22 protein-coding genes are annotated in these 22,453 nt (G+C 67.0%); 5 read left to right on the plus strand and 17 right to left on the minus strand.

Going from position 1 to position 22,453, the window contains the following annotated elements:
- The 8 genes from GGR47_RS12285 to GGR47_RS12320 form a co-directional block, all read right to left on the minus strand.
- A partial coding sequence (locus GGR47_RS12285) for a DUF2252 family protein (protein WP_276509921.1) occupies positions 1-942 on the minus strand: 942 nt, incomplete at its 3' end.
- A gap of 234 nt (positions 943-1,176) precedes the next feature.
- Complete coding sequence (locus GGR47_RS12290; RefSeq protein WP_017979296.1) at positions 1,177-2,502, minus strand: outer membrane protein assembly factor BamB family protein; 1,326 nt, start codon at positions 2,500-2,502, stop codon at positions 1,177-1,179.
- Positions 2,503-2,533: 31 nt separating this feature from the next.
- Positions 2,534-3,256 (minus strand): tetratricopeptide repeat protein, encoded by a 723-nt coding sequence (locus GGR47_RS12295; protein ID WP_147036972.1) that lies wholly within the window; start codon positions 3,254-3,256, stop codon positions 2,534-2,536.
- A 106-nt stretch (positions 3,257-3,362) separates the two neighbouring features.
- A complete protein-coding gene (panB, locus tag GGR47_RS12300; RefSeq protein ID WP_147036973.1) occupies positions 3,363-4,223 on the minus strand; it encodes a 3-methyl-2-oxobutanoate hydroxymethyltransferase in 861 nt (286 codons plus the stop codon).
- Positions 4,224-4,248: 25 nt separating this feature from the next.
- A complete protein-coding gene (locus GGR47_RS12305) occupies positions 4,249-4,686 on the minus strand; it encodes a hypothetical protein (RefSeq protein WP_244305228.1) in 438 nt (145 codons plus the stop codon).
- Between the two features lie 53 nt (positions 4,687-4,739).
- Positions 4,740-5,102 carry an ArsC family reductase gene (locus tag GGR47_RS12310; RefSeq protein WP_221204776.1) on the minus strand — a complete coding sequence of 121 codons (363 nt, stop codon included), beginning with the start codon at positions 5,100-5,102 and terminating at the stop codon, positions 4,740-4,742.
- Between the two features lie 44 nt (positions 5,103-5,146).
- A complete protein-coding gene (locus GGR47_RS12315) occupies positions 5,147-5,680 on the minus strand; it encodes a GNAT family N-acetyltransferase (RefSeq protein ID WP_147036974.1) in 534 nt (177 codons plus the stop codon).
- Positions 5,681-5,724: 44 nt separating this feature from the next.
- Complete coding sequence (locus GGR47_RS12320) at positions 5,725-6,423, minus strand: type 1 glutamine amidotransferase (protein WP_147036975.1); 699 nt, start codon at positions 6,421-6,423, stop codon at positions 5,725-5,727.
- Between the two features lie 392 nt (positions 6,424-6,815).
- Here GGR47_RS12320 and GGR47_RS12325 point away from each other — a divergent pair, with 392 nt between their 5' ends.
- Both GGR47_RS12325 and GGR47_RS12330 read left to right on the plus strand, forming a co-directional pair.
- Positions 6,816-7,469 (plus strand): peptidylprolyl isomerase, encoded by a 654-nt coding sequence (locus tag GGR47_RS12325; RefSeq protein ID WP_147036976.1) that lies wholly within the window; start codon positions 6,816-6,818, stop codon positions 7,467-7,469.
- A gap of 63 nt (positions 7,470-7,532) precedes the next feature.
- Positions 7,533-7,907: a glycine zipper 2TM domain-containing protein gene (locus GGR47_RS12330; protein ID WP_147036977.1), complete on the plus strand. Its 375-nt coding sequence runs from the start codon at positions 7,533-7,535 to the stop codon at positions 7,905-7,907.
- 42 nt (positions 7,908-7,949) lie between these two features.
- On the opposite strand, the gene bfr is transcribed toward GGR47_RS12330, so the two are convergent.
- From bfr to purL, 3 genes are all read right to left on the minus strand, one after another.
- Positions 7,950-8,462: a bacterioferritin gene (bfr, locus tag GGR47_RS12335; protein WP_024310291.1), complete on the minus strand. Its 513-nt coding sequence runs from the start codon at positions 8,460-8,462 to the stop codon at positions 7,950-7,952.
- 112 nt (positions 8,463-8,574) lie between these two features.
- On the minus strand, positions 8,575-8,745 hold the full coding sequence (locus GGR47_RS19160) for a (2Fe-2S)-binding protein (RefSeq protein ID WP_081609139.1): 171 nt from the start codon (positions 8,743-8,745) through the stop codon (positions 8,575-8,577).
- Positions 8,746-8,990: 245 nt separating this feature from the next.
- Positions 8,991-11,210, minus strand: coding sequence for a phosphoribosylformylglycinamidine synthase subunit PurL (gene purL / locus GGR47_RS12340; protein WP_147036978.1), 2,220 nt, complete (start codon positions 11,208-11,210; stop codon positions 8,991-8,993).
- 272 nt (positions 11,211-11,482) lie between these two features.
- Between purL and GGR47_RS12345 the strand changes: the two genes are divergently transcribed.
- Positions 11,483-13,966 (plus strand): glycoside hydrolase family 31 protein, encoded by a 2,484-nt coding sequence (locus GGR47_RS12345; protein WP_183949551.1) that lies wholly within the window; start codon positions 11,483-11,485, stop codon positions 13,964-13,966.
- Between the two features lie 19 nt (positions 13,967-13,985).
- Positions 13,986-14,300, plus strand: coding sequence for a polyhydroxyalkanoic acid system family protein (locus GGR47_RS12350; protein ID WP_147037317.1), 315 nt, complete (start codon positions 13,986-13,988; stop codon positions 14,298-14,300).
- A 75-nt stretch (positions 14,301-14,375) separates the two neighbouring features.
- On the opposite strand, the gene fghA is transcribed toward GGR47_RS12350, so the two are convergent.
- The 6 genes from fghA to GGR47_RS12380 all read right to left on the minus strand — a co-directional run bounded on the left by fghA (position 14,376) and on the right by GGR47_RS12380 (position 19,867).
- On the minus strand, positions 14,376-15,209 hold the full coding sequence (gene fghA / locus GGR47_RS12355; protein ID WP_147037318.1) for an S-formylglutathione hydrolase: 834 nt from the start codon (positions 15,207-15,209) through the stop codon (positions 14,376-14,378).
- A complete protein-coding gene (gene purU / locus GGR47_RS12360) occupies positions 15,206-16,075 on the minus strand; it encodes a formyltetrahydrofolate deformylase (protein ID WP_147037319.1) in 870 nt (289 codons plus the stop codon). The genes fghA and purU overlap by 4 nt, the downstream gene beginning before the upstream one ends.
- Entirely contained in the window at positions 16,072-16,455 is a 384-nt protein-coding gene (locus GGR47_RS12365) for a VOC family protein (RefSeq protein WP_017979281.1), read from the minus strand. The genes purU and GGR47_RS12365 overlap by 4 nt, the downstream gene beginning before the upstream one ends.
- A gap of 178 nt (positions 16,456-16,633) precedes the next feature.
- A complete protein-coding gene (locus GGR47_RS12370) occupies positions 16,634-17,746 on the minus strand; it encodes an S-(hydroxymethyl)glutathione dehydrogenase/class III alcohol dehydrogenase (RefSeq protein ID WP_017979280.1) in 1,113 nt (370 codons plus the stop codon).
- Between the two features lie 78 nt (positions 17,747-17,824).
- Positions 17,825-19,069, minus strand: a complete 1,245-nt coding sequence (locus GGR47_RS12375) for a CaiB/BaiF CoA transferase family protein (protein ID WP_147037320.1) — start codon at positions 19,067-19,069, stop codon at positions 17,825-17,827.
- A gap of 87 nt (positions 19,070-19,156) precedes the next feature.
- Entirely contained in the window at positions 19,157-19,867 is a 711-nt protein-coding gene (locus GGR47_RS12380) for a VIT1/CCC1 transporter family protein (RefSeq protein WP_183949552.1), read from the minus strand.
- A gap of 252 nt (positions 19,868-20,119) precedes the next feature.
- Between GGR47_RS12380 and katG the strand changes: the two genes are divergently transcribed.
- A complete protein-coding gene (katG, locus tag GGR47_RS12385) occupies positions 20,120-22,393 on the plus strand; it encodes a catalase/peroxidase HPI (RefSeq protein ID WP_244305147.1) in 2,274 nt (757 codons plus the stop codon).
- Positions 22,394-22,453: the final 60 nt, after the last annotated feature.

A 22,453-nucleotide genomic window follows, 5' to 3' on the forward strand; every position in this document is an offset into this window, starting at 1 on the left:
CCAGAAGCTGGTCCAAAACGTCCTTGTCGATTGCCATATCGATGGTCCCTTCCATTCCATCCTATGGCCTCCCGCACAAAATTCCTGACAGTCCCGACGGGCGGCCGTGGCGACCCGCTCGCCCGGGTCGCGCGGCATCGCCGCACCGCGTGCAGCCGGCGCGACGGGGGCGGTCGCTTCCTTCAGATCGACCAGCGCATAAGACCAATTGCCCTTGCGCGTCCTGAGCGCGACGATCGCCGCATAGCGCAACAGGCCCAGCGAACTGCACCCCTTCATCCAATAGGCGGCATCGACCAGCCGGACCTCGCGATCCTTCGGCTTGCCCTTCAGCGACAGGATCATCGCCGCGACGCGCTCGTCGGCGAACAGCGTGGTCAGCGCCTCGCGTTCCTCAGGCGCCAGCTCCCAGAACTTCTTGCCGAGCGGGATGCGCGGCTCCACCGCATCCAGCCGTTCCTTCGCCAGATGCCGCCAGCGCCGGCCCAGCGCCTCACGTTCGACGCTGCGGACGGTATCGGATTCGACGCCGGGGTCGCCGCTGGTCGGATCGTGGATCGCCGCGGCATAGCCATCGACCATCGCTTCCATCATCCGCATCGTGACGACGCCCGGCAGGTCGGAGCCGCGGGCGGCCGTGGCCAGCGACAGTCCGAGCCGGATGAGGTCGTGCGCGGGGTTGCCGATGACCGCCTGGTCGAGATCGCGGATCTGGATGGCGACGGACCCGTCGCCGCTGGCGATCGGCCCCAGATTGCCGAGGTGGCAGTCGCCGCAAATCCACACCGCGGGCCCCACCGGCACACGTCGCGCCGCGTCGGACGCCGCCAGCCATTCGTAGAATTTCGCCGTATTGCCCCGCACATAGGCATGGGCCGATCGCGCCATCTTCAACGTCCGTCGGGATTCGAGAACGGCAAGACGATCAGAGGGATGCGGCATGGACGGACAGGACCTCGACAGGAAAGACCCCATCACAACGCCGGGCGCGCCCGAAAGTGACGAAAGATTGCTGGCCCGATATGGTACTTTTAGTAGGTTCTGAGGCGAATGCCGCGCTGATGGCGACGTTCCGGCGCATCCGATCTGGTTTCGCTAGATACACAAAGGACGCCGGTCCTGTGGCGGCCGCGGCGTCCCTGTCGTTCCATGCTCCCGTCGCCGGGGAGGCGCGGCTTATTTGAACGCCGTCACCTTGCCCGACTGGCCGACCGTGTACAGCGTGCCGTTCGCCACCACCGGCGGCAGCGCGAAGCTGTCCTTCGTATCGATCGTGTTCACGATGCTGCCGTCGGTCGGCGAGGTAAAGACGATCTGGCCCAGCGAATTGGTCAGGATCAGGCGGTTGCCGGCCAGGACTGGACCGAACCAGATGACCTGCGGGCCCTTCTGTTTCTTGGTGTTCTTGAACCGCTGCAATTGCGCGATCCAGCGCGCCTTGCCGTTCGAGCGGGCGAGGCAGACGAGGCGGCCGTTGTCGGTGACGACGAACAGCCAGTCGCCCGCGATCCACGGCGTCGAGATGCCGGCGAAATTCTGTTCCCACAACCGCTGGCCGGTCGCGAGATCGAGGCTGACCATACGGCCGCCCTGGCCGACCGCGAAGATGCGACCGTTGTCGATCACCGGATCGGCGTCGATGTCCGACAGGCTCGACACCGACGTCGTGATCGAGGTGCGCGACAGCGCATCGCCCCACAGGACACGGCCGTTTTCGTAGCGATAGGCGTTGAGCTCACCGCTCGAGAAGCCGGCGACGATCGTGCCCTGGCTGGCGGCCGGTGCCGCGACGCCGAACACGCCCTGCGTCTCCAGCGTGCCGGACTGCGCCCACTGCACCTTGCCGTCGTTCTGGTCGATCGCGAAAATCTGATTGTCCTGGCTCAGCACATAGACAGAACCATTGGCCAGCGTCGGCGCGCCGCGCAGCGGGCCGCCGGGTTTGGCACGCCAGATTTCCTTGCCGTCCGCAGCGTTGAACGCGACCACGTCGCCCAGGCCGTCGGTGGCGAAGACGCGCCCACCCTCGACGCTGGCACCGCCGCCGAAGCGCGCGGGGCGATTGGCATCGCCGCTCGCGACGCTGGCGCTCCACAGCTTTGCACCGGTATCGGCGGCAAAGGCATGCAGCTGCGCCTGCACGTCGACGATATACAGTTTGTTATCGACGATCACCGGCGCGGCGGCGAGCCGTTCGCGCACCGAGCCGCCGTCGATCCGGCTTTCCCAAACGCGCGACGGCGTTTCGGCGAGCGCGAGCTGGCCCATCGACTTGGCGGCATTGCCGCCCGGCTGCGACCAGCTGGCGTTGGCAGCGGGGGCGGGCAGCGTCACCTGGATGTCGGCGATCGACGGATCGGCCTCGATGCCGTTTTCCGACGTCAGGATCGGAACGCGCTGGCCGACGGTCGGCGTCTTCTTGGGTGCGCCCTTGAACACGCCGCAGGCGGACAAGGCCATCAGGGCCGCAATGCCAACCGAGGCACGAATGGTGGTCTTCATCTACGCGAGGCCTTCTCTATCGTGCGGCGGGTTATTGCGCGGTCGCGGCGCTGGCGGGGGTAACGACGCGAACCTTGGCGGCGGATGTATCCACCCCCATCGATCCGGCCATCTGAACCGCGCGTTGACGGATCGTCTCGGGCACGCTCTCGGTGCTGCCGAGCTGGCTGAACATCTGGCCGGCAAGGTCGCGGCGCCCACTGTCAAGATAGGCCATCGCGACCAGTTCGCCCGCGCTGCCGAAATAGGCGTTGGCGGGGACGGCGATCGGACGCAGCCGCTCGATCACCACCTGCGGCTTCAGCGTGTCATATTCGGCGACGGTCTGGCGGATCAGCGCCAGGTCGCGGAACGGCTGCGCGACGCTGGTGTCGGCGGCGATCGCGGCGAACTTGGCGGCGGCGGCCTTGTCCTGCTTCTTCGACAGCAGGATGTCCGCCTCGGTCATCTGGGCCAGCGCGCGATAGCCGGGGCGGCCGCTCTGCGCGATGGGAGCCAGCGCCTTGGCGGCGGCATCGGGCTGGCCGTTGCCGAGCTGGTCGTAGGCGGCCTGCAATTGTTCGCCCTGCACGCCCGCCGCTTCGGTCTGGCGGTGTTGCCAGTACAGGAATCCGCCGAATGCCGCGAGCGCGGCGACGATTCCCACGATGGTCCAGCGGCCATAGCGTTCCCAGAAGGTCAGCAGTTGATCGCGGCGCAGTTCGTCGTCGACTTCGCGAAGGAACGCATCGTTGTTTTGCGGCGTAAGGGCCAAGGAGGGCTCCGGACGATAAAGGGCGGACGATAAAAGACTGGCGCGCACTCTTAGCGACGCCCGCCGGGAAACAAAAGGTCATGCAGGCTGTCGGCCTGCGCGTCGATCATCCCTTGGCGGGATAGATCTGCTCAGGGCCGGGGAAGCTGCGCGCCCGTACCTCGTCGGCATAGGCTTCGGCTGCGGCGGAAATGCGGCCGGCCATGTCGTCGTAGCGCTTCACGAAGCGTGCAGTGCGTTCGAACAGGCCCAGCATGTCCTCGGCGACCAGCACCTGCCCGTCGCACTGCGCCGATGCACCGATGCCGATCGTCGGGCAGGCGATCTCTTGCGTGATGCGAATCGCGATCGGCTCCATCACGCCCTCGATCACCACGGCGAAGGCGCCCGCTTCGGCGACGGCGGCGGCATCGCCGACGATCTTCTCCGCCTCCGCCTCGGTCCGCCCGCGCGCGCCATAACCGCCCAGCACGTTCACCGCCTGTGGCGTCAGCCCGACATGGCCCATGACGGGAATGCCGCGTTCGGACAGGAAGCGGACGGTGGACGCCATCGCCGCGCCGCCTTCCAGCTTCACGGCCGCCGCGCCGGTCTGCTTCAGCAGCCACGCGGCGCTTTCGAACGCCTTTTCGGGTGAGGCTTCGTAGCTGCCGAAGGGCATGTCGATGACCACCACCGCATGCGCACTGCCGCGCACCACCGCCGCGCCGTGCGCCGCCATCATCTCGAGCGTGACGGGCACGGTGGACGGCAGGCCGTAGATCACCTGGCCCAGGCTGTCGCCGACCAGCAGCATGTCGCAATGCGCGTCGAGCAACTGCGCGGTGCGCACCGTATAGGCGGTCAGCATCACCAGCGGCTCAGCCCCCTTGCGCTGGCGGATCGCGGGGACGGTCAGGCGCTTGCGCAGCGCCGGCGTCGGATTCGCACGGCTGGTCGCGGTGTCGATCGTATAGGTCGTGGACATGGCAGCAGGCCTTACGCGCCTTGTCTCAACCGATCCATCCCCGCCGACGCGCATGGCCCGACAGCCAGACGCCCAGCAGCGCCACCGCGGCGATGAAGACGGGGAAGGGGACGACCTGCGCCGCGCCGCGCACCGCGATGATGTCGGTCGCGACGAACAACCAGCCGAACTGCGCGATCACGGCGATTAGCGAAACGAGGAACAGTGGCCGGGCCAGCGCCGACCGCAGCACCAGCGCGAGTGCGGCAGCAAGGCCGCTGCCGGTCGCGAGGGCATAGACGCCGTTGTACCAGATCGGGAAGCTCGCATAGAGCCGTCGGTAATAAGCGTCCGCCGGCCCCATCGCCTCCGCGCCCAGGCGGATCTGCTGGACGCAGGCGAACACGCCCACCGCGCCCCAGATGACCAGAACCATCGCAACGATGGTGAACCACATAGGTGTCGCCGGTCTGCCGCGCGTCATCGCATCCCCCTCTTTTGGAAACAGGATGCCGCGGCACGCCCCGCGACGCAACGTCAGCCCAGCGCGGCAGCCCAGGCATCGGGTTTGAAGCCGACCAGCAGCACGCCGTCGCCCTCCAGCACCGGGCGTTTGATCATGGAAGGCTGCGCGATCATCAGCGCGATCGCCTTGTCCGCATCCAGGTCGGCGCGGTCGGCGTCGGGCAGCTTACGGAACGTCGTGCCCGCGCGATTGAGCAGGACCTCCCAGCCGAGCGTGTCGACCCAGCGCCGCAGTCGCCCCTCATCGACTCCATCGCTTTTGTAATTGTGGAATCGATACGACACGCCCGCCTGATCCAGCCAGACGCGCGCCTTCTTCACCGTGTCGCAATTGGGGATGCCGTAGAGGATGAGGGGCACCGTCGTCTCCATCATGGTCGGCCCGGCCTTTGCCAGCGTCGGGGGCGAAGCGGAAGCGGTCAGCGGGACGACAGCCGTACCTCCATCGATGGCACGTCGCCGCCCTCGACGAGGCACGGGCGCATGGCCGGGCCCGTCTCGACGAACCCCAGCTTGTCCAGAACCCGGCCGGAGGCGGGGTTCGACAGGAAATATCCCGATGTGATCGTCCGCAGCGCCAGCGTGTCGAACCCGAACGCCAGCACCGCCCGCGCGGCCTCGGTCGCCAGACCTGACCCCCAGTGCGGCCGGCCGAGCCAATAGCCCAATTCGGCGACATCCGGCGCCGGGGACGGCGTCAGGCCGATGGCGCCGATCAGCGTGTCATTGTGCCTGCGCGTGATCGCCCACACCCATTCGTGCGGGACGATCCGGTCCAGGAAAAAGGCGGCATCCTCAGGCCCATAAGGATGCGGCACGCGCGCCAGTCGTCGCGCGACGTCCCGATCGCCAATCGCCGCGACGATCGCATCCGCGTCGCAGTGCTGCGGGTGGCGCAGGACCAGGCGTTCAGTGACGAGCCGGGGGCGATGGGGAAGGGGGCGTGCGTCCATCGTCCGGGCGTACGATCCTTTGAACGGTGCGGCCAGCTTGGCCGTCAGGCGACGCGTCCGCTCGCCAGATAGCGATTGAGCCACGCGCCGATCGCGGCATTGTCGCTGGGGCCGTCCAGCGAGCGTGTCGCCTGATCGCGCAAGGTCGCATCGATGTCGGGCGCGGTGTGGGCGGCGATCAGCGCGCGGGCGTAGGCCGCGTCGAACTCGGGGTGGAACTGCAGCGTCAGCGCATAGCCGTCGGCATAGGATAGCGCGGCGCACGGCGTAAACGGCGTGCGGGCGAGCACCTCGGCACCCTCCGGTGGTGTCACGACCTGATCCTGATGCGAGGCCATCGCGGTCACGCTGGCTCCTAGGCCCGCGATCGGGGTTAGGATGTCGTAGCGGGTCAGGCCCAGGCCCCAGCCTTGCGGCGCCTTCACCACCCGGCCGCCAAAGGCATGCGCGATCGCTTGATGCCCGAAACAGATACCGATCAGCCGCGCCGTGCCGCGCGCGGTGCGCAGGAAGTGGGTAAGCGATTCGAACCAGCCATGGCCGTCGTTCACCCCCGCCGCCGATCCGGTGACGACATAGGCGTCGCACGCGTCCGGCGAGCCGGGTAACTCGCCGCCGCGAACGTCGTAGCGGGTGTAGCAGTGGCTCGGCCCCAGGAGTGCGGCCATCATCCCGGCGTAGGTGCCGTGCTTTTCAGCAAGATCGCCCGGCGGTGCGCCGGTTTCGAGGATGCCGATATGCATGACAGGCGCTCCCGCAACAGGGCGCATCGCTCGCTGGGAAAAGGAAGGGCGGGGGAGAGTCCGGATACGCCGGTTGGACTCGATCCCCCGCACCCCGACCACACCGGTGCCGGTTTTACCGGCAGGCTCCGCTCCGTATATCTCATTGACGGCGCGGTTGAGGCGCAGCACCCGTACGCCGGATCGCGGCCAAAAAAAAGGCCGGTCAGAGACCGGCCGGAAAGTTTTTAGGAGAGGATGCCTGAAAGGCACGGTCTTTGTGCATCGCAGCACGGATTGTCGCAAGTGCAAAACGTGCAATCGCGCTTTTGTATCGCGCAATCGTTATCGGTATCACATAGGCGATGGTGGCTGATCCCGCCTCGGCCGACCATTGCAAACCAGGGTTTATCATGCGCTTTTTCCATGCTCTTCTCGCAGTCGCAGCGTTTGCGTCGGCTGGCTCCGCTGCACCGCCGCGCGAACCGGCGATCGTGCGCGTCCGGCTGGACACGGCCTATGGCCCGGTCGTGCTGGCGCTCGACGCCCGACACGCACCCCGCACGGTCGCCAATTTCATGGGCTATGTCGACGACGGGCGATTCGACGGCATGACCTTCTATCGGTCGGCACGGAACCGGCAGGCGCCGACCTATGGCTTCGTCCAGGGCGGGATCCGGACCGACGCACGCCGCATTCTGCCGCCGTTTCCGCTCGAGACGACGGCGATGACGGGGATCAAGCACACCGACGGCACGATCTCGATGGCGCGGCGCGCCGATGCCGGGTCGGCGGGGGGCAATTTCTTCATCACGATCGGTGCGATGCCCAGCATGGACGCCAAGGGCAGCTATCAGGGCTATGCCGCCTTCGGCCATGTCGTGTCGGGGATGCCCGTGCTGAAGCGGATCCTGGCGCAGCCCACCGGCGGCGGCATGGGCGGGCAGTTGCTGTTGCGCCCGGTCAAGCTGGTCCGCGCGGTGCGCCTGACCGGCACGCCGCATCCGACCGGTATCGTCAAGCCATGGCTGGTGAAAACGCAGGCTGATCCCGCCCGCCGCAAATAGCCGCGCACGCAACCATCCGTCGTCCCGAGCGCTTGGTCCGCCTTGTCTTGCAGGAGGTTGACGATGAAGACGGCATGGCTTGCGGCGCTGGCCGCGGTGACGATGGTGGCGCCAGTCACGATGGGCGCGGCGATCGCGCAGCGCGGCGACTATCGCTGGAACGGCGATCGTGACGGCCGGTGGGAGCCCGCCGATCATTATCGCGAAGGCCGCTACCGCGAGCGGCGCCTGGGCCGCAACGACCGCATCTATCGCGGGCGTGACGGTCGCGCCTATTGCCGGCGTAGCGACGGCACGACCGGTCTGGTGGTCGGCGCCGTCGGTGGCGGCGTGCTCGGCAATCTGGTCGGCGGCGGCACGCTCGGCACGCTGCTCGGCGCCGGTGGCGGCGCGGTGCTCGGCCGCTCGATCGACCGCGGCAATGTGAAGTGTCGCTGAGGTAACGATCCGGGGCGGGCGCGATGCCCGCCCCGAACGCGGTCAGGCGAGGTGCGGCGCGGCGCCCGATTTGGGCGAATCATGCTCGCTGATCGAGTTGAGCTGCACGTAATTGTGAATGCCCATCCGCTCGATCATGTCGAACTGCCGCTCCAGCGTATCGACATGCTCTTCTTCGCTGGCAAGAATACGCGTGAAGAGATCGCGGCTGACGTAATCCTTGACCTGCTCGCAATAGGCGATCGCGCCTTTGAGCTGCTCGACCGCTTCCATTTCCATGGCGAGGTCGGACTTCAGAACCTCTTCCACGGTCTCGCCGATACGTAGCCGACCCAGCAGCTGGAAGTTCGGCAGGCCATCGAGGAACAGGATGCGCTCCGACAACCAGTCGGCATGCTTCATCTCATCGATCGACTCCATCCGCTCATACTGGGCGAGCTTATAGACGCCCCAATGGTCGAGCATCCGATAGTGGAGCCAATATTGGTTGATCGCGGTCAGCTCGTTCTTGAGCGCCTCGTTCAGAAATTCGATGACCTTTGGGTCGCCCTTCACTGCCATATCCTTCGCCTTCCGCTAATGTCGTGGGCGGGGGTGTAGGCGCCGTATGGCGGCTACGGCAAGGCAAAAAATGGCGGAAATCTGCGGTTTTCTGCCGCTGCGAACGTCAGGCAGCAGCGCGTTCGGTGTCGATAATGGCTCTCGCTACCATCACGCATTGCCCGCATTTCGCCTGGCAGCCGAGCGATCGATAGGCCTGGCACGCGGTACGGCACCCATTGCGGGCCGCGTCGCGGACCTGGGATTCCCGTATGGCATTGCAAACACAGACGACCATGGACGCTCCTTCGCTTCGCCCCTTGGATAGGGCTAATGCGAAACGGTCGCAAGTCCGTCTGCGAGTGATTCGCAGTCGCTGGGCCTCCATTCGTCGCAATTGCAGGACGGGAGGGTGCGCTGCGTGGCGAGGATGATCGGCGGGGCCCGCCTGATCGTCATTGGGAGCGGAGCGAAGCAATCCAGGGCGTCCTGATCCGGCTCTGGATTGCTTCGCTGCGCTCCCAATGACGGTGTGAAGAGGAGCTACGCCAAAGCGGCGTCGACGCCCATAAGCTTGGGGAAGAACCCTTCATGTGCGCGGCGCAGATCGTCGATCGCCACCACGTCGTCGCGATCCGGTCGTTCGAAGATCAGGCGCTTGCCGCCGGTTCGGCCCAGCGGCTCCGCCTCGACGCCGGCGGCGTGCGCCGCGCCCAGGAAGTCGAGCAGCGCATGATCATGGACGGTGACGACATAGACGCCCTGGTCTTCGGCGAAGAAGGACGCCGCGCAGCCGAACGGCTGCTTACGGTCGATCATCGCGCCGATGTTGCCGGCCAGCGCCATTTCGGCGAGCGTCACGGCAATGCCGCCGTCGGACACGTCGTGAACGGCGCTGAGCTGGCCATTGGCGATGCCGTCGCGGATCAGGTCGCCGGTCTTGCGCTCGGCGGCGAGATCGACGGGCGGGGGCGGGCCCTCTTCGCGGCCATGGCATTCGCGCAGCCACACCGACTGGCCGAGATGTCCGCCGCGGGTGCCGATGACGAGGATGACGTCGCCGATGCCCTTGAAGGCGATCGTCGCGTTCTTCGTCCAGTCCTTCAGCAGGCCGACGCCGCCAATCGCTGGGGTCGGCAGGATGGCCGAGCCGCCGCCGGTCGCCTTCGATTCGTTGTAGAGCGAGACGTTGCCCGACACGATCGGGAAATCGAGCGCACGGCAGGCATCGCCCATGCCCTCGAGGCAGCCGACGATCTGACCCATGATCTCGGGCCGCTGCGGGTTGGCGAAGTTCAGGCAGTTGGTGATCGCGAGCGGTGTCGCGCCCACCGCGGTCAGGTTGCGCCACGCTTCGGCCACCGCCTGCTTGCCGCCCTCGACCGGGTCGGCGAAGCAATAGCGCGGCGTGCAATCGGTGGTGATCGCCAACGCCTTGTCGGTGCCATGCACGCGGACGACCGCCGAATCGCCGCCCGGCGCCTGCACCGTATCGGCGCCGACCATGTGGTCGTACTGCTCCCAGATCCAGCGGCGGCTGGCGATGTCGGGCGAGGCCATCAGCGTCAGCAGGTCGCGCGCGATATCGTCGCTTTCGGGGGCATCGGCGAGCGGCGCCGGCTTGGGCGTCGGTACGTGCGGGCGATCGTACAGCGGCGCTTCGTCGGCGAGCGGACCCAGCGGGATATCGCAGACCGTCTCGCCCTTGAACTTCAGCACCATGCGCTCGGTATCGGTGACGTGACCGATGACCGCGAAGTCCAGCTCCCACTTGCGGAAGATTGCCTCCGCCTCGGCCTCGCGGCCGGGCTTCAGCACCATCAGCATGCGCTCCTGCGATTCGGAGAGCATCATCTCGTACGGGGTCATCCCCGTCTCGCGCTGCGGCACGTCGTCCATGACGAGTTCGATGCCGACGCCGCCCTTCGACGCCATTTCGACCGACGACGAGGTGAGGCCGGCGGCGCCCATGTCCTGGATCGCGACGATCACGTCGGTCGCCATCAGCTCCAGGCACGCCTCGATCAGCAGCTTTTCGGTGAAGGGATCGCCGACCTGCACGGTCGGGCGCTTGGCGTCGGCATCCTCGCCGAAGTCCGCGCTCGCCATGGTCGCGCCATGGATACCGTCGCGGCCGGTCTTCGACCCGACATAGACGATCGGGTTGCCGACACCGCTGGCGGCCGAATAGAAGATCTTGTCCTGATCGGCGATGCCGATGGTCATCGCGTTGACCAGGATGTTGCCGTCATAGGCGGGGTGGAAGTTCACCTCGCCACCGACCGTGGGCACGCCGACGCAATTGCCGTAGCCGCCGATGCCATGGACGACGCCGCTGATCAGGTGGCGCATCTTGGGGTGGTCGGGCCGGCCGAAGCGCAGCGCGTTCATGTTGGCGACGGGGCGCGCGCCCATCGTGAACACGTCGCGCAGAATGCCGCCGACGCCCGTCGCCGCGCCCTGATACGGCTCGATGTATGACGGGTGGTTGTGCGATTCCATCTTGAAGATCGCGGCCTGACCGTCGCCGATATCGATCACGCCGGCATTCTCGCCCGGACCACAGATCACCTGCGGGCCTTCGGTCGGCAGCTTTTTCAGGTGGATGCGGCTCGATTTGTAGCTGCAATGCTCAGACCACATGACCGAAAAGATGCCGAGCTCGACCAGATTGGGCTCGCGGCCCAGCGCGTGCAGGACCCGCGCATATTCTTCCTCGGACAAGCCATGGTCGGCGACGATCTGGGGCGTGATCTCGGTCATGGCCCGCGCCCTTAGCGGGATGGTGCGCTTTCGTCACCTCCCGCGGTGGGGAAGCCTCCAAATCCTACGTCACCCCGGACTTGTTCCGGGGTCCACAGGGCCGCAGGGGTGATGAAAGAGGCTCAAGGCACCCCCCTCGCCGCAGAGTGGACCCCGGAACAAGTCCGGGGTGACGGGGAAGGGGTGCATACGTATGCCTTCCCCTCGACGGTTGACCTTGTTGCGGCCGCCCGCGCACAGCCTGTCGCATAACACCGGGAGAGACCTGAACGATGCGCGCCACGATGCTGCTGGCCCTGACCGCCCTTGCGACCGCGACGGTGCCGTCTCTCGCCTCCGCGCAGGCGGCGCCTGCCGTAACCGCGCGCGCAGACGGCGCCGACGTCGCCACCGCCGGCGCAACGATCCGCGTCGTCGCTCTGACCGATTCGATCCTGCGCATCCGCGTCGGCCGGGGCGGCGCGATGCCCGAGGATGCGAGCTGGGCCGTCGATGCGAAGACGCGCGCGCAGCATGTCGCCGTCACACCCGCCACGGACGGCTTCGCCACCAAGGCGCTGCGCGTCCGTTTCCGTGCCGACGGCCGCCTGCGCATCGAGGATCTCGCCGGCAACCTCATCTCCGAAGACGCCGCACCCGTCGCCTTCGACGGCAAGGGCTTTGCGCTCGCCAAGACGATGCCGCAGGCCGAGCATTATTTCGGCATGGGCGACAAGACCGGCGGGCTCGATCGCCGCGGCAAGAGCTTCGTCGACTGGAATACGGATGCGTTCGGTTTCGGGAGCGGCGACGATCCCATCTATAAATCGATCCCGTTCTTTATCGGCGTCGGCGGAGCGGGGGGCAGCTATGGCCTGTTCCTTGACAACACGACGCGTGCCTGGTTCGATTTCGGCCATCGCGACGACACGCGGCTGGCCTTTGGCGCGCCGGATGGCCCCATCGACTATTATCTGATCGCCGGCCCGACCACGGCAGAGGTGGTGCGCCGCTACACCGACCTGACCGGCAAGGCGCCGCTCGTGCCGCAATGGGCGCTGGGCTATCAGCAGTCCCGCTACAGCTACATGACGGCGGACGAGCTGCGCGGCGTCGCTGCCCGGCTGCGGCAGGAGCGCGTACCCACCGACGTGCTGTGGCTTGATATCGACTGGCAGGATCGCAACCGACCCTTCACCGTCGATACCAAAGCGTTCCCGGACATGACGGGGCTGCTGTCCGACCTAAAGCGCGACGGGTTCAAAGTGGTGACGATCACCGACTTGCACGTCGCGCAGGCGCCCGACCAAGGCTACCGTCCCTATGACGAGGGCATCAAGCGCGACGCCTTCGTCCACCGTGCCGACGGCTCGGTCTATGTCGGGCCGGTGTGGCCGGGTCCGTCGGTGTTCCCGGATTTCACCGAAACGAAGGTGCGCGACTGGTACGGCACGCTCTTCGCCGATCAGGTGAAGATGGGCGTCGCGGGCGCGTGGAACGACATGAACGAACCGGCGATCTTCAACACGCCGACCAAGACGATGCCGGCGGACGTCATGCATCGCATCGACAGCGACGGCTTCATGCCCCGCACCGCGACGCATGCCGAGATCCACAACGTCTACGGCATGCAGAACACGCGCGCGACCTATGACGGCCTGCGCAGGCTGCTGCCCGACGAGCGCGCCTTCGTAATGACGCGGGCGAGCTATGCCGGGGGGCAGCGCTATGCGGTGACATGGACGGGCGACAATCTCGCGACCTGGGACCACCTCAAGCTGTCGATCCAGCAGATCATCAACCTAGGCCTGTCGGGCTTTTCCTATGGCGCCGCCGACGTCGGCGGCTTCGCGGGCGGCCCTAGCCCCGAGCTGCTGACCCGCTGGTTCCAGATCGGTGCCTTCTACCCTGTCTTCCGCGACCATGCCGCCAAGGGCACGCCGCGTGCTGAGCCGTGGGTCGACGGACCCGATCACCTCGCGATCCGGCGCCGCTTCGTCGAGGAGCGCTATCGGCTGATGCCCTATCTGTACGCGCTTGCCGAACAGAATGCGCGCGCGGGCGATCCCATCCTGCGCCCGGTGTTCTACGATTACCCGTCCGCCATGCGCATGTCGTGCGACCAGTCGTGGACGTTCACCGTGGGCCGTTCGTTGCTCGTCGCGCCCGCGCCGCATCCCGACCAGCCGCTGGCCTATGACGTCTGCCTGCCCGCGGGCGGCTGGTACGATTATTGGACGGGACAGCGGGCTGGCACGCCCGAAGCCGCGGACAATGGCCCGATCCAGTCGGCCACACAGGCGACGGGGCAGGCGACCGAACACGGCGACAAGGTGCGCGTCACGCCGCGGATCGAGTCGCTACCCGTCTTCGTGCGCGCCGGCACCATCCTGCCGCGCCAGCCCCTCGTGCAGAGCACGGCGGAAACGCCATCGGGTCCGCTGCAACTCGACGTCTATCCCGGCGAGGATTGCCGCGGTGACCTGTACGCCGACGACGGCCATTCGATGGCCTTCACCCGCGGCGTCTTCCTGCGGCAGGGTATGACCTGCACCATGACGCCCAATGGCCTGACGCTCGGCTTCGGCGCGCGGCAGGGCCGCTATACGCCGTGGTGGAAGCAGCTGCGCGTCGTCGTTCATGGCTGGCAGGGCGACGGCGCGGTTTCGCTTGCGCGCAAGGCCGTGGCAGCGCAGTCGGACGCGACGGCGGGTACGCTCAGCTTCGTCCTGCCCGATCAGCGTCGGGCGGCCGAGGTGACGATCGCCCGCCGCTGACGATCACGAGAGACTATCCATGGCCACCATCCCCTTCGACGTTCCCCACAGCCTCGGCCGCGACGAGGCGCGCGCGCGCATCCAGGCGGGCCTGCCCAAGCTCGCGCAGCATATCCCGGGCGGCGGCACCGTGTCCGATCACTGGACCGGCACCGACGCGCTGACGCTGACGATCATTGCGATGGGCCAGAGCGTGGAGGCGAAGATGGATATCGAGGACGCGCGCATCGCCGGCACGGTGAAGGTGCCGATGATGCTCAGCATGATGTCCGGCCCGATCGCGGAGTTCGTGAAGACCAGCGCGGAAAAGATGCTGGCGAAGCCTGCGGCGTAACGTCGCGGGCCATCGCCCCCAGAACCACGTCACCCCGGATCAAGTCCGGGGTGACGGAATGGGGATCGAAGCGGCCTACAGCCGCGCGGCGTGCCAGGCGAGATGATCGGCCATGAAGGTCGAGATAAAATAATAACTGTGGTCGTACCCCGGCTGCATCCGCAGCGTCAGGTCGATCCCCGCCTTCGCGCAGGCCTCCGCCAGCAGCTCCGGCTTCAGCTGCTCGGCAAGAAACTGGTCCGCATCGCCCTGATCGACCAGCAGCGCGGGCACCCGCGCACCATCCTCGATCAACGCGACCGCGTCATGCGCGCGCCAGCGCGACCGGTCCGCGCCCAGATAGCCACCCAGCGCTTTCTCGCCCCACGGCACCTGCGACGGCGCGACGATCGGCGCGAAGGCCGATACCGCCTTGAAGCGATCGGCAAAGGTCAGCCCGATCGTCAGCGCGCCATGGCCGCCCATCGAATGGCCCATGATCGACTGGCGCGCCATGTCGGCGGGGAAATGCGCGCCGATCAGCGCCGGCAGTTCTTCGGTGACATAGGACCACATGCGGAAATGCGGGGCCCAAGGCGCTTCGGTCGCATCGACGTAAAAGCCTGCGCCCTTGCCGAAATCATAGGCCTCGTCGTCCGCGACATCGTCGCCGCGTGGGCTGGTGTCGGGGGCGACGAAGATCAGGCCCAGTTCAGCACAGGCGCGGCGATACTCGCCCTTGTCGGTGACGTTCGCATGGGTGCAGGTCAGGCCTGACAGATACCAGACGACGGGCAGGGTCGCGCCATCGTCATGCGGGGGCACGTACACCGAAAAGGTCATCGGCGTGCCCGTCGCGGTGGACGCATGGGTATAGACGCCCTGCGTGCCGCCGAACGCCTTGGCGGTCGACACCGTCTGTAAAGTCATCGGAAGATCACCGTCCTGTTGCCGTTGAGGAAGACGCGCCGCTCGCCCACCCAGGCGACCGCGCGGGCGAGCACCTGCGCCTCGATATCGCGGCCGATGCGGATCAGTTCATCGACGCTGGCGCGATGGTCGACGCGCTCGACCGCCTGTTCGATGATCGGCCCTTCGTCGAGATCGGCCGTCACGAAATGCGCGGTCGCGCCGATCAGCTTGACGCCGCGGGCATGCGCGCGGTGATAGGGCTGCGCGCCCTTGAAGCCGGGCAGGAAACTGTGATGGATGTTGATGCAGCGTCCCGCCAGTCCCTCGACGAGGCGGGGGCCGAGCACCTGCATATAGCGGGCGAGGATCAGATAATCCGCCCGCGCCTCCGCCATCAGCGCCAGGATCGCGGCCTCCTGCGCGTCGCGGTTCGTGTCGTCGACGGGCAGATGGTGCCACGGCAGGCCATGCCATTCGACCAACGGGCGCAAACTGTCGTGGTTCGAGACGACGCCTGCGATATCCACCGGCAGCGTCTTCGTCCGCCAGCGATGCAGCAGGTCGTTCAGGCAGTGCGAGCCCTTCGACACCGCGATCAGCACGCGCGGCCGCGCATCGGCGGCATCCAGGCTCCAGTCGAAGCCGAACGTCTCCGCCACAGGCGCAATCGCCGCCCGCAGCGCCTCGGCCTTCGCCGGGTAGCGGTCGCCGCCGCGGACGAAGGCGACGCGCATGAAGAACCGGCCCGTTTCCAGATCGGCATATTGCTGACTGTCGAGGATGAAGCCGTCGATCCCGGCGAGCGCCCCCGACACCGCCGCGACGATGCCGACGCGGTCCTGACACACCAAGGTGAGGATCTGGACCGCGCGGCGCTCCGTCATGCCGCGACGCGGTGCAGCGCGCACACCTTGTTGCCGGCGGGATCGCGCAGATAGGCGAGGTAGAGCTTGCCGAACGGCGCCTCGCGTACGCCCGGCGCATCCTCGATCGCGGTGCCGCCATTGGCGACGCCCGCGGCGTGCCATGCATCGGCCTGTTCGGGGCTGCTCGCGGCAAAACCGATCGTGCCGCCATTGGCGTGGCAGGCGGGCTGGCCGTCGATCGGCTTGGTCAGCAGGAACATGCCGCCCGGGTGCATGTAGAGCACGCGACCCTTGGGATCGACCCGGCCGGGCGCGATACCGAGCGCGCCGAGCGTCGCGTCGTAGAAGGCCTTCGAGGCGTCGATATCGTTGGCGCCGAGCATGACGTGGCTGAACATGATGGTATTCCTCTCTCTTTTTGATTGGTGGGGGTTGGTGCCGCGGCCTTCATCCTCCCCGTCATCCCGGACTTGTTCCGGGATCCACTCCGCGGCGAGGGGGGCGGCCTGCGCCTCCTGCCTACCCCCCGCGGATGAGTGGACCCCGGAACAAGTCCGGGGTGACGGGCGGTGGGGCTTAGTAAATCACCACGCTGCGGATGCTTTCGCCGGCGTGCATCAGGTCGAATCCCTTGTTGATCTCGTCGAGCGTCAGGCGGTGGGTGATCATCGGATCGATCTGGATCATCCCGTCCATGTACCAGTCGACGATCTTCGGCGTGTCCGTCCGCCCACGCGCGCCGCCGAAGGCGGTGCCGCGCCAGTTGCGGCCCGTGACCAGCTGGAACGGGCGCGTGCTGATTTCCTTGCCCGCTTCGGCGACGCCGATGACGATGCTGGTGCCCCAGCCGCGGTGGCAGCATTCCAGCGCGGTCCGCATCACCTCGGTATTGCCGGTCGCGTCGAAGCTATAGTCGGCGCCGCCATCGGTCAGCTCCGCCACCTTGGCGACGATCGCCTCGCGGTTCATGCCTTTGGTGTTGAGGAAGTGGGTCATGCCGAACCGGCGGCCCCACTCTTCGCGATCCGGGTTGATGTCGACGCCGACGATCATCTTGGCGCCGGCCAGCTTCGCGCCTTGGATGACGTTGAGGCCAATACCGCCCAGGCCGAAGACGACGACATTGTCGCCGACCTGCACCTTGGCGGTGTTGACCACCGCGCCCACGCCCGTCGTCACGCCGCAGCCGACGTAGCAGCTGGTGTCGAACGGCGCGTCCTTGCGGATCTTGGCGACCGCGATCTCGGGCAGCACGGTGAAGTTCGAGAAGGTGGAACAGCCCATGTAATGGAAGATCGGCTGCCCCTTGTAGCTGAAGCGCGTCGTGCCGTCGGGCATCAGCCCCTTGCCCTGCGTCGCGCGGATAGCGGTACACAGATTGGTCTTCTGGCTGAGGCACGACTTACACTGGCGGCATTCGGGCGTGTAGAGCGGGATGACATGGTCGCCGACCTCGACGCTGGTCACGCCCGCGCCCAGTTCGCGGACGATGCCGGCGCCTTCATGGCCCAGCACGCTGGGGAACAGCCCCTCGCTGTCGAGGCCGTCGAGCGTATAGGCATCGGTGTGGCAGATGCCGGTCGCCATGATCTCGACCAGGACTTCGCCCGCCTTCGGGCCTTCGAGGTCGAGCTCGACGATCTCGAGGGGTTTCTTCGCTTCGAAGGCGACGGCGGCGCGGGTCTTCATGGGGCTATTGCTCCGGAGGGAATGATCGCGGCGGGGTTATCGCGGGACGGGCGGCGGGAGCAAGCGAAAGGGCAGGGCTCAGGCCATCGGGTCCGCCGGCACCGCGACGATGCCCGCGGCGGCCAGCGCGGCCAGGGTCTCGGCGTCGACGCCGGCCAGCCGCTCCAGAACCGCGGCGGTGTGCTCGCCCAGCACCGGTGGCGGCGTATCGTAGGTCACTGGCGTGTCGGATAATTTGATCGGGCTGCCGATCGTTTCGAAGTCGGGGTTGCGCGGGTGCGGGATGGTGACGCGCATGGCGCGCGCCGCGACCTGCGGTTCGTCGAGGGCCTGCGCGATGCTGTTGATCGCGCCGACCGGCACACCGCGGGGATGGATGCGCGCGATCCACGCATCGGCCGTATCGGTCAAGAAATGAGCGGCCAGCCGTTCGATGACCGCTTCCCGATTCGCGACTCGATCGGGGTTGCGGGCGAAGCGCGGATCGCGGGGCAGATCGGGCAGGCCGATCGCCTCGCACAGCGCGACGAATTGCGAATCATTGCCGCAGGCGATCACGAAATCGCGATCGGCGGCGCGGAAGACCTGATAGGGCACGATATTGGCGTGAGCGTTGCCGTATCGGCCGGGCGCCTTGCCGGTGGTCAGGTAATTCTGGCTCTGGTTGCACAGCATCGCGACCTGCACGTCCAGCAGCGCCATATCGATATGCTGGCCGAGGCCTGTCGTCGCTCGGTGCAGCAGTGCGGCCTGGATCGCGATGACCGAATAGAGGCCGGTCATCAGGTCCGATACCGCGACGCCGACCTTCTGCGGGCCGCCGCCGGGCAGATCGTCGCGCTCGCCGGTGATGCTCATCAGCCCGCCGAGCGCCTGAATGATGAAGTCATAGCCCGGCTCGGCGGCACGCGGCCCGGTCTGGCCGAAGCCGGTAACCGAACAATAGATCAGGCCGGGGTGCAGCGCGCGCAGGCTGGCATGGTCGAGGCCGTATTTCGCCAGCGACCCCGCCTTGTAATTCTCGATCAGCACGTCGCACTGGGGCACCATCGCGCGGATCAGCGCCTGTCCTTCTGCGGAGGCGATGTCGATCGCGACCGATTGTTTGCCGCGGTTGGCCGACTGGAAATACGAGGCTTCGCGCGTCGGCGCGCCATCGGCGTCCGCCATCCACGGCGGCCCCCATTCGCGCGTATCGTCACCGCGCCGGGGGTGTTCGATCTTGATGACCTCCGCGCCGAGATCCGCCAGCGTCTGCGCGCACCACGGCCCCGCCAGCACGCGGCTCATGTCGAGCACCCTCAATCCCCTCAGCGCACCCATGTGGCGGTCCTCTCGCGTCCGTCCGTCGGATCGATGCCGGCGGTGTATCGGGGAAGCGCTAGCGACCGCGCGCCGTGCTGCAAAGGGTTACAGCGCACCCACGGGGAGCAGATGCCCCAGCAACGCCGTCGCGGCCATCGCCAGCGCGCCGAGCGCGGTGACGCGCACCACCGCGCGAACCTGCGGGGCGCCCCCGGCCTTGGCACCGATCGCCCCCAGAATGGCGAGCAGCACGATCGCCACCACTGGCACGACCATGACGGCCAGGTGGCGCGGTGCCAGCGCGGCGATCACTACCGGCAGGATCGCGCCAGAGGTAAAGGCGGCGGCGGAGAAAACCGCGGCCTGCACGGGGCGCGATCCGCCGTCGTCGGCAAGGCCCAGTTCGTCACGGCGATGCGCGCCCAGCGCGTCATGCGCCATCATCTGTTCGGCGACCGTCTGTGCCAGCGCGGGCGCGACGCCGCGGCCGACGTAGATGGCGGCGAGTTCCCGTGTTTCGGCCTCGGGATTGCGGTGCAGCTCGGCAGCCTCGCGCGTCAGGTCGGCATGTTCGGTATCGGCTTGCGAGCTGACCGAGACATATTCGCCCGCCGCCATCGACAACGCGCCGCCGACCAGCGCCGCCGCGCCGGCGAGCAGGATGGTCGCTGCGCTGGCGCCCGGCGCGGCGGCGACGCCGACGACCAGGCTCGATACCGAGATGATGCCGTCATTGGCACCCAGCACCGCCGCGCGCAGCCAGCCGGTGCGGTGGACCAGGTGATGTTCGCCGGGGGCGTGCGGCATGTCGGTCATCGGGCAGGCACCTGTGTTGAACGACGATGGCGATACGGACCGCGCCGTCGCAGCGTCGAGCCAATCTGTTGAGACATCAGCCGATAGCAGAGGCGGGGGCGCACAAATCTAAATTAAATTTCAGGCAACGGCGCGGCGACTTCCTCGTTTCGGCTTGATGTGGATCAGGCTCGCCCTGTCGCACGCCGGGTCTCTCGCATCGCCCGGCTGCGCTCCTGTTTCACCCAATGGCGGATGCTGGAGCGCGTGTGCATGGAAGACTATAAGGACGTCCTGGCCGGGAAGTGCCCGTTCGGTGGTGATCGGATTGGCGGAGCGCAGACCAGCAAGCCGACGCTGCAGGACTGGTATCCCAATCGCCTTCGCGTCGAGCAGTTGCACCGCAACGGCCCGCGCGCCAATCCGCTGGGCGAGGATTTCGATTATAAGGCGGCGTTCGAGGCGATCGACCTTCAGGCGCTGAAGGCGGAGATCAAGGCGTTCCTGACCAGCTCAGTTGCTTGGTGGCCCTCCGACTATGGCAATTACGGGCCGCAGATGATCCGCATGGCCTGGCACTCGGCCGGCACCTATCGCATCGCCGACGGGCGCGGCGGCGCGGGCGAGGCGATGCAGCGCTTCGCTCCGATCGACAGCTGGTGGGACAATGGCAACACCGACAAGTCGCGCCGGCTGATCTGGCCGATCAAGCAGAAGTACGGGGCCGCGCTGTCCTGGGCGGACCTGATGGTGCTGACCGGCAATTGCGCGCTCGAGATCATGGGCTTCCCCACTTATGGCTTCGCCGGCGGCCGGCATGACGCGTGGGAGGCGGATGACGCGACCTATTGGGGGCCGGAACATGTCGACATGACGACGGTGAAGTCGTTCGACGAGATGGTGAATCGCGACAAGCGCTGGCGCGGGCAGAACGGCGATGCCGATTATGATCTGGAGCAGCCGCTGGCCGCGTCGCACCAGTCGCTGATCTACGTCAATCCCGAAGGCCCCTATGCCAGCGGCGATCCGATGGCGTCTGCGCACGACATTCGCGTCACCTTCACCCGCATGGCGATGAACGACGAAGAGACGGTGGCGCTGATCGCGGGCGGCCATGCGTTCGGCAAGAGCCACGGCATGGTGAAGGCCGACCGGATCGGCGCGCCGCCCGAAATGGCGCCGATCGAGCAGATGGGCCTCGGCTGGCACAATCCCGAAGGCACCGGCGCGGGCGCGTTCACGATGACCAACGGCATCGAGGGCAGCTGGACGCCCGATCCGACCCAATGGGACAACAGCTACCTCGAAAACCTGTTCAAGTTCGAATGGGAACAGACACGCAGCCCCGCGGGCGCGCTGCAATGGACGCCGGTCGACAAGACCGCGCCGCACACCCCCGACGCGCATATCGCGGGTAAGACGCATCCGCTGATGATGATGACCAGCGATATCGCGCTGAAGGTCGACCCCGTCTATCGTCCGATCTGCGAGCGGTTCCTGACCGACTTCGCCTATTTCACCGAGCAATTCTCCAAGGCCTGGTACAAACTTACCCATCGCGACATGGGGCCGAAGGAGCGTTATCTGGGCGAGGAACGGACGATCGAGGACGATCTGCTGTGGCAGGATCCGATCCCGCCGGTCGACCATCCGCTGATCGAGGCCGGGGATATCGCGGCGCTGAAGCAGACGATCCTGGCGACGGGACATTCGGTGTCGGACTTGGCCTTTACCGCCTTTTCCGCAGCCTCGACCTTCCGGCACAGCGATAAGCGCGGCGGCGCCAATGGCGCGCGCATTGCGCTTGCGCCGCAAAAGGATTGGGCGATCAACGCGCGCACCCGTCCGGTGATCGACAGCCTGAAGCGCGTCGCGGCTGATTTCGCCGACCGTGCCTCGGGCGGCAAAGCGGTCTCGCTCGCCGACCTGATCGTGCTCGCCGGATGCGTCGCTGTCGAGCAGGCGGCGGCGGCGGCCGGCGCGGCGACCGAGGTTCCGTTCACCCCGGGCCGGATGGACACGACGGACGCGCTGACCGACGCGGACAGCTTCGAATGGCTGCGCCCGGTGGTTGATGGCTTCCGAAACTATGTCGATCCGAACTTCGACGCTGTGAACGTCGCCGACCTGTCGCCCGAACAGCTGTTCCTCGACCGTGCCGACCTGCTCGCGCTGTCCGCGCCCGAATGGGCGGTGCTGACCGGCGGCCTGCGCGCGCTGGGCGCCAATTGGGACGGATCGTCCGACGGCATCTTCACCGATCGCGTCGGCGCGCTGACCAACGACTTCTTCACCGTGCTGACCAGCATGGATTACGAATGGAAGAAGGCGGATGAGCAGGGATCGCGCTTCACCTTGGTCGCTCGCGACGGCGGCGACGCCCGGTTCGAGGCGACGCGCTGCGACCTCATCTTCGGCGCCAATTCGCAGTTGCGCGCGATCGCCGAAGTCTATGCTGCGGCCGATGGCCAGGCGCGGTTCGTGCGCGATTTCGTGAAGGTGTGGGACAAGGTGATGATGCTCGATCGCTACGACGTTCATCAATAAACGCTACCACTATCGGGGGAAGCTTAGCTTCCCCCGATAGTCGCCTCAAAACAGGGGAAA

Source organism: Sphingomonas aquatilis (assembly GCF_014196115.1).
Taxonomy (GTDB): Bacteria; Pseudomonadota; Alphaproteobacteria; order Sphingomonadales; family Sphingomonadaceae; genus Sphingomonas; species Sphingomonas aquatilis.

What these genes read in the sequence shown, in the direction of transcription:
- GGR47_RS12310 (WP_221204776.1), bottom strand. Translation starts at nt 5,102, where the DNA reads ATGATGGAGACGACGGTGCCCCTCATCCTCTACGGCATCCCCAATTGC.
- GGR47_RS12380 (WP_183949552.1), bottom strand. Translation starts at nt 19,867, where the DNA reads ATGACCGACATGCCGCACGCCCCCGGCGAACATCACCTGGTCCACCGC.
- purL (WP_147036978.1), bottom strand. Translation starts at nt 11,210, where the DNA reads ATGACCGAGATCACGCCCCAGATCGTCGCCGACCATGGCTTGTCCGAG.
- GGR47_RS12345 (WP_183949551.1), top strand. Translation starts at nt 11,483, where the DNA reads ATGCGCGCCACGATGCTGCTGGCCCTGACCGCCCTTGCGACCGCGACG.
- panB (WP_147036973.1), bottom strand. Translation starts at nt 4,223, where the DNA reads ATGTCCACGACCTATACGATCGACACCGCGACCAGCCGTGCGAATCCG.
- GGR47_RS19160 (WP_081609139.1), bottom strand. Translation starts at nt 8,745, where the DNA reads ATGGTCGTCTGTGTTTGCAATGCCATACGGGAATCCCAGGTCCGCGAC.
- katG (WP_244305147.1), top strand. Translation starts at nt 20,120, where the DNA reads ATGGAAGACTATAAGGACGTCCTGGCCGGGAAGTGCCCGTTCGGTGGT.
- GGR47_RS12350 (WP_147037317.1), top strand. Translation starts at nt 13,986, where the DNA reads ATGGCCACCATCCCCTTCGACGTTCCCCACAGCCTCGGCCGCGACGAG.
- GGR47_RS12290 (WP_017979296.1), bottom strand. Translation starts at nt 2,502, where the DNA reads ATGAAGACCACCATTCGTGCCTCGGTTGGCATTGCGGCCCTGATGGCC.
- GGR47_RS12315 (WP_147036974.1), bottom strand. Translation starts at nt 5,680, where the DNA reads ATGGACGCACGCCCCCTTCCCCATCGCCCCCGGCTCGTCACTGAACGC.
- GGR47_RS12305 (WP_244305228.1), bottom strand. Translation starts at nt 4,686, where the DNA reads ATGACGCGCGGCAGACCGGCGACACCTATGTGGTTCACCATCGTTGCG.
- GGR47_RS12330 (WP_147036977.1), top strand. Translation starts at nt 7,533, where the DNA reads ATGAAGACGGCATGGCTTGCGGCGCTGGCCGCGGTGACGATGGTGGCG.
- GGR47_RS12365 (WP_017979281.1), bottom strand. Translation starts at nt 16,455, where the DNA reads ATGTTCAGCCACGTCATGCTCGGCGCCAACGATATCGACGCCTCGAAG.
- GGR47_RS12370 (WP_017979280.1), bottom strand. Translation starts at nt 17,746, where the DNA reads ATGAAGACCCGCGCCGCCGTCGCCTTCGAAGCGAAGAAACCCCTCGAG.
- GGR47_RS12325 (WP_147036976.1), top strand. Translation starts at nt 6,816, where the DNA reads ATGCGCTTTTTCCATGCTCTTCTCGCAGTCGCAGCGTTTGCGTCGGCT.
- GGR47_RS12320 (WP_147036975.1), bottom strand. Translation starts at nt 6,423, where the DNA reads ATGCATATCGGCATCCTCGAAACCGGCGCACCGCCGGGCGATCTTGCT.
- purU (WP_147037319.1), bottom strand. Translation starts at nt 16,075, where the DNA reads ATGACGGAGCGCCGCGCGGTCCAGATCCTCACCTTGGTGTGTCAGGAC.
- fghA (WP_147037318.1), bottom strand. Translation starts at nt 15,209, where the DNA reads ATGACTTTACAGACGGTGTCGACCGCCAAGGCGTTCGGCGGCACGCAG.
- GGR47_RS12375 (WP_147037320.1), bottom strand. Translation starts at nt 19,069, where the DNA reads ATGGGTGCGCTGAGGGGATTGAGGGTGCTCGACATGAGCCGCGTGCTG.